This window comes from Actinoplanes sp. NPDC051633 (assembly GCF_040681735.1).
GTDB lineage: Bacteria > Actinomycetota > Actinomycetes > Mycobacteriales > Micromonosporaceae > Actinoplanes.
The window spans coordinates 1-5,796 of sequence record NZ_JBFAZH010000443.1 but is presented as its reverse complement, the minus strand read 5'-3'; the positions used below and the strand labels follow the sequence as shown (position 1 = coordinate 5,796).

Annotated in this window: 5 protein-coding genes; 2 read left to right on the top strand and 3 right to left on the bottom strand. The window is 71.4% G+C overall.

Going from position 1 to position 5,796, the window contains the following annotated elements; all coding sequences use genetic code 11:
- Window positions 1–180 precede the first annotated feature (180 nt).
- Window positions 181–3,588, top strand: a complete 3,408-nt coding sequence (locus AB0M20_RS23285) for an error-prone DNA polymerase (protein ID WP_364301401.1) — start codon at window positions 181–183, stop codon at window positions 3,586–3,588.
- An 89-nt stretch (window positions 3,589–3,677) separates the two neighbouring features.
- On the top strand, window positions 3,678–4,088 hold the full coding sequence (locus tag AB0M20_RS23280; RefSeq protein WP_364301398.1) for an SSI family serine proteinase inhibitor: 411 nt from the start codon (window positions 3,678–3,680) through the stop codon (window positions 4,086–4,088).
- Here the strand turns inward: AB0M20_RS23280 and AB0M20_RS23275 are convergent, their stop codons facing one another.
- The 3 genes from AB0M20_RS23275 to AB0M20_RS23265 all read right to left on the bottom strand — a co-directional run.
- Window positions 4,089–4,955 (bottom strand): alpha/beta hydrolase, encoded by an 867-nt coding sequence (locus AB0M20_RS23275; RefSeq protein ID WP_364301396.1) that lies wholly within the window; start codon window positions 4,953–4,955, stop codon window positions 4,089–4,091.
- A 7-nt stretch (window positions 4,956–4,962) separates the two neighbouring features.
- Window positions 4,963–5,604: a helix-turn-helix domain-containing protein gene (locus AB0M20_RS23270; protein WP_364301393.1), complete on the bottom strand. Its 642-nt coding sequence runs from the start codon at window positions 5,602–5,604 to the stop codon at window positions 4,963–4,965.
- Window positions 5,605–5,608: 4 nt separating this feature from the next.
- Window positions 5,609–5,796 (bottom strand): ester cyclase (locus tag AB0M20_RS23265; RefSeq protein WP_364301390.1); only part of this gene is annotated, 188 nt, incomplete at its 5' end.

Genomic DNA, 5,796 nt, shown 5'->3' with positions numbered 1-5,796 from the left:
ATCACCGGGTGGACCGGTCCGTGGCCGGTCGAGGAACGCTGGTGGGCGCCGGACGAGATGCGGCGCCGGGCGCGGTTCCAGGTCGCGCTCGCCGACGGGCGCGCCCTGCTGCTCTCCCTGGCCGGGGGACATTGGGCCGTGGAGGCCGTCTATGACTAGGCGGACGGCCGGGTGGGGGCGATGAGTTTCCACAACCCGCGCATGCCCTGGTCCCAGCTGGAGGGCACGCTGTCCGGCGACAAGAGACGCGTGGAGAAAGGGGTCGAGGAGGCGTGGGTCAAAGGGCAGGGCGGCGGGTGGCCGACCGGGGAGCCCGCGGTGGTCGACCCGCTGGCCGGGGTCGGCGACGGCGGCGACTCGCCCGCCTGGAGCCGCAAACGCGAGCCCTACACGCCGCCCACCCTGGTCAAGTCCACGGCCACCACCGAATACGCCGAGCTGCACTGCCACAGCAACTTCAGCTTCCTCGACGGCGCCAGCCATCCCGAGGAGCTCGCCGAGGAGGCCGCCCGCCTCGGCCTCACCGGCCTGGCCGTCACCGACCACGACGGGTTCTACGGCGTCGTCCGCTTCTCCGAGGCGGCCCGCGAGCTCGGCCTGCCCACCATCGTCGGCGCCGAGCTCTCCCTCGGCCTGACCAGACCGCAGAACGGCGAACCCGACCCCGAGGGCACCCACCTGCTGGTCCTGGCCCACGGCCACGAGGGGTACGCCCGCCTCGCCCGCACCATCTCCCGCGCCCAGCTCAGGGGCGCCGAGAAGGGCAAACCCGACTACGGCGAGCTCGAGGACGTCGCCGCCGACCTCAAGGACCACGTGCTGGTGCTCACCGGCTGCCGCAAGGGTCCCGTGCCCCGGAAGCTGAGGGAGGAAGGGCCGGCCGCCGCCGCCCGCGAGCTCGACCGGCTGGTCGCCCTCTTCGGCCAGGAGAACGTCACCGTCGAGCTGACCGCGCACGGCGACCCCTACGACGACGAGCGCAACGACCTGCTCTTCGAGCTCGCGAAAAGCCGCAGGCTCTACCACGTGGCGACGAACAACGTGCACTACACGACGCCGAAAAAGAGACGGCTGGCCACCGCCCTGGCCGCGGTCCGGGCCCGGCGCAGCCTGGACGATCTGGACGGCTGGCTGCCCGCGGCCGGCACCGCGCACCTGCGCAGCGGCGACGAGATGGCGCGGCGGTTCGCGGCCTGGCCGGGCGCCGTGGACAACGCCGCGATGTTCGGCCACGATCTCGCGTTCGACCTGCAGCTGATCGCCCCGAAGCTCCCCGACTTCGAGATTCCCGAGCCGGGGCACACCGAGATGAGCTGGCTGCGTGAGCTGACCATGCGCGGCGCCCGGGAGCGCTACGGCCCGCCGGAGGCGCATCCCAAGGCGTACGCGCAGATCGAGCGCGAGCTGGAGATGATCGAGGAGTTGAAGTTTCCCGGCTACTTCCTGGTCGTCTACGACATCGTCCGGTTCTGCCGGCAGGAGAAGATCTACTGCCAGGGCCGAGGCTCGGCGGCCAACTCCGCGGTCTGCTACGCGCTGCGCATCACCAACGTGGACGCGGTCGAGTACGACCTGCTCTTCGAGCGGTTCCTGGCGCCCGAGCGGGACGGCCCGCCGGACATCGACGTGGACATCGAGTCGGACCGCCGCGAGGAGGTCATCCAGTACGTCTACCGCAAGCACGGCCGCGAGCACACCGCCCAGGTGGCGAACGTGATCTCGTACCGCCCGCGGTCGGCGGTCCGCGACATGGCCAAGGCGTTCGGCTTCTCACCCGGCCAGCAGGACGCGTGGAGCAAGCAGATCGACCGCTGGGGCAGCGTCGCGACGGTCGACGTGGATGACATCCCGGAGCATGTCGTGCACTACGCGAACGAGGTGCAGAGCTTCCCGCGACACCTCGGCATCCATTCCGGCGGCATGGTGATCTGCGACCGGCCGATCATCGAGGTGTGCCCGGTGGAGTGGGGCCGGATGCCGGGGCGGACCGTGCTGCAGTGGGACAAGGACGACTGCGCTGCCATCGAGCTGGTCAAGTTCGACCTGCTCGGGCTGGGCATGCTGTCGGCGCTGCACTACGCCTACGACATGCTCGAGTCCGATCTGGACATCAGCACGATGCGCCTGGACGACCCCGAGGTCTACGAGATGTTGTGCCGGGCCGACTCGGTGGGCGTCTTCCAGGTGGAGAGCCGCGCGCAGATGGCCACCCTGCCGCGTCTCAAGCCGGAGAAGTTCTACGACATCGTGGTGGAGGTGGCGCTGATCCGGCCCGGGCCGATCCAGGGCGGCTCGGTGCACCCGTTCATCCGCCGCAAGAACGGCAAGGAGGAGATCACCTATCCGCATCCGCTGATGCGCAACGCCTTGGAGAAGACGCTCGGCGTGCCGCTCTTCCAGGAGCAGCTGATGCAGCTCGCGATCGACGTCGCCGGCTTCGACCCGTCCGAGGCCGATCAGCTGCGCCGGGCGATGGGCTCGAAGCGGTCGATCGAGAAGATGGAGCGGATCAAGCACCGGCTCTACGACGGGATGGCCGAGCGGGGCATCACCGGGGAGCTGGCCGACGACCTGTTCCTGAAACTCTCCGCGTTCGCCAACTACGGCTTCCCGGAGAGTCACGCGATGAGCTTCGCCTATCTGGTGTACGCGAGCGCCTGGCTCAAGCGGTACCACCCGGCGGCCTTCTGCGCGGCCCTGCTGAACGCGCAGCCGATGGGCTTCTACTCGCCGCAGTCGCTGGTCGACGACGCCCGCCGGCACGGGGTCGAGGTGCGCCGGCCGGACATCAACCGCAGTGACGCCGCGGCGGTGCTCGAGTCGGACAAGCAGACCCGGTGGGGCACGATGGCCGGGGAGCCGCCGCACGCGTGGGGGCTGGGCGGGCCGGCGGTGCGGCAGGGGCTGTCCACGGTGCGCACGCTGGGTGACGAGCTGGCGAAGAAGATCGAGGAGGAACGGCGTGCGCATGGCCCGTACACGAGCATGACGGATCTCGCGCGACGGACCGGATGCTCGACCGCCCACCTAGAGGCCCTCGCCACCGCCGACGCTTTTGCGGGGTTCGGCCTGACCCGCCGTGAGGCGCTCTGGGCGGCCGGCGCGGCCTCGCAGGACAAACCAGACAAGCTTCCGGGTACGGTGGCCGGCACCGACGCCCCGGCCCTGCCCGGCATGGATGACGTGGACAAGCTGGTGGCCGACGTCTGGGCGACCGGCCTGGCCCCCGACGCGCATCCGGCCCAGTTCATCCGCAAGGAGTTCGACGCGGCCGGTGCGCTGCCCATCGCCCGGCTCGGCCGGGTGGAGGCGGGCACCCGGATCCGGGTCGGCGGCATCGTTACGCACCGGCAGCGGCCGGCCACCGCGGGCGGGGTCACGTTCGTCAACCTCGAGGACGAGACCGGAATGCTCAACGTCACCTGCTCGCCGGGGCTGTGGCAGAAGTATCGGCGAGTGGCCAAGACCAGCGCGGCGCTGATCGTGCGCGGCCGGCTGGAGAAGTCCGAGGGGGTGCTCAACCTGGTGGCCGACCGGCTCGACGCGGTCACCCCGCCGATCGCCCCGGCGTCCAGAGACTTCCGATAGCCGGCCGAAGGGCCAATTCTTCCTCGGTTCCGCAACCTTTGCACCTTTCGTGCCCTATACCGGATGCGGACTACTCGGGGGAGTTGGACATGTGGAAGATCGTTCTGGCCGCAGCGGCGGCCGCCAGTTTGGCGCCGGCGTCGCCGGCGTTCGCGACCAGCACGGGCCCGGCGCCGGCGCCGCGGCCGAGTGCCGTCGCCAGGGCTCAGACGGACCTCACGCTCAGCTACATGGCCGATGCCGGGTACGCGGCGGCGGTCCGGCTCACCTGCACCACCGGCGACGCGCACCCGAATGCGGCGAAGGTCTGCGCCGCGCTCAGGAAGGTCGACGGCAACCCCGGCCGGATCACGCCGGCCCAGACGATGTGCACGATGGAGTACTCGCCGGTCACCGCCACCGCGTCCGGCATCTGGCGTGGCAAGAAGGTCGCCTGGTCGGCCAAGTTCGGCAACCCGTGCCTGATGCGCCAGGCGACCGGTGTGCTGTTCGTCTTCTGATCAGGCTGGTGGGTGCTCGGCGAAGAACTCGAGCAGCGCGTCCGTCACCTGCGGCACCACCGCGGGGGCGAGAGCGTGACCCATGCCCCGGACGGTTACCAGCTTCGTGCCGGGTACCCGGGACGCCAGGTAGGAGGCGTGCGGCGGCGGGTTGATGGGGTCGTTCGGCGCCTCGATGACGAGGAACGGCACCTTCACGCCCGCCAGCTCGTCGCCGCGCTCGAGCCCCGACTGGCCCGCCCGCGCGTGCGCCGCCGGGTTCCGGGGCGTGCCCGAGTGCTCGATGCACGCCTGCTCGAGGGCGCGGAACGCCTCGGCGTCGAACGGCGTCTCGTCGCCGTTGAGCAGCCGCCAGTGCGCCACCCGCCAGTCGAGCTCGGCCTCCCGGTCCCGCTCGTCGGCGAGGTGCTCCCACAGCTCGAGCAGCCGCGGGTCCGGATCCGGCATCGGCGGCGCGCCCTCCCCGCCGGCCAGCCCGGCGCCCAGCGCGGCGGTGGCGAAGGCGGTCGCGCTGAGCAGGCGCTCCGGCGCGTCCAGCATCAGCAGCTGCACGAGCACGCCACCCATCGACATGCCGACGACGTGTGCACGCTCGGCGCCGACGGCGTCCAGCACCCGCACCGCGTCACCGGCCAGGTCGGCGATCTCGTACGGATGCTCGTCGAACGCCCGGGTGGACCGCCCGGTGTCCCGGTGGTCGTAGAGCACCACCCGGTACCGCTGCGCGAGCGCCTCCACCAGCTCGGCCGGCCAGGTCACCCCGGTCGCGTTCGCTCCCATGACCAACAGGACGACCGGGGCGTCCGCCGGGCCCGTCGCGCGCACCCACAGACGGTAGGGACCACCGGTCTCGACGAAGGTCTCCATCCCGCCACTATCGCAGGGCGTCGGCCATGGCTTTCGCCAGCCAGCGCTCGTAGCGGTCGAGGGACCAGCCGCGGCGGCGGGTGAGGCGGTCGGCGACCTCCGGGGAGGTGAGCGTCCACAGCACGTCGGCGGCCTCCTCCTCGGTGATCCCCGGCGGCAGTCCGAATCGTGTCGCGATGTCGCGCGCCATGCCGCGGGTACCCATCGCTCTCTCGCTCTCGGTCTTGTCGATGAAGGAGCGCAGCTCCCGGTCGCGGCCGGGGCCCTCGGTGATGATGATGGCGAGCAGTGGGCCGGCCCGGGACAGCAGGTCCCGAGCGAGGCCGGCGTAGAGCCCGAGGGCCGTCCGCGCATCGGGTGCCGCGGCGATCTCCGCGAAGATCGGTCGCTCCTGCATCGGGACCGGCTCGTCGTCGCCGGCCAGCGTGACGTCGTAGACCGCCTTGAGCACCGCCGCCTTGCCGCCGATCACGTTGTAGACGGTCTGCGGGCTGACCTTCGCCCGGTGGGCGATCGCCTCGATCGTCGTCCCCGCATAGCCGCGCCGCAGGAACAGGTCGCGGGCGGCGGTCAGCACACGCTGCCGGGTGGCCCGGACCTGTTCCGCGCGGGCGGCCAGGGGAGCAGGCGCCGCCTTGGGATCGGTCACGCCCTTACAGTGCCACCGGCGCCGGTGGTTGCAGAGCACCCGTCTGCCACAGGACGTCCAGCTCGTCGCGGACGCCCCAGTGCTCGGCGAGCAGGCCACCCTCGGCGCGGTACATGTGCATGGTCTTCATGGCGTAGGGCTTGCCGGTCGCCGGGAAGCCCAGATGGTCGGTGTTGTGCACCCCGTGCGCGG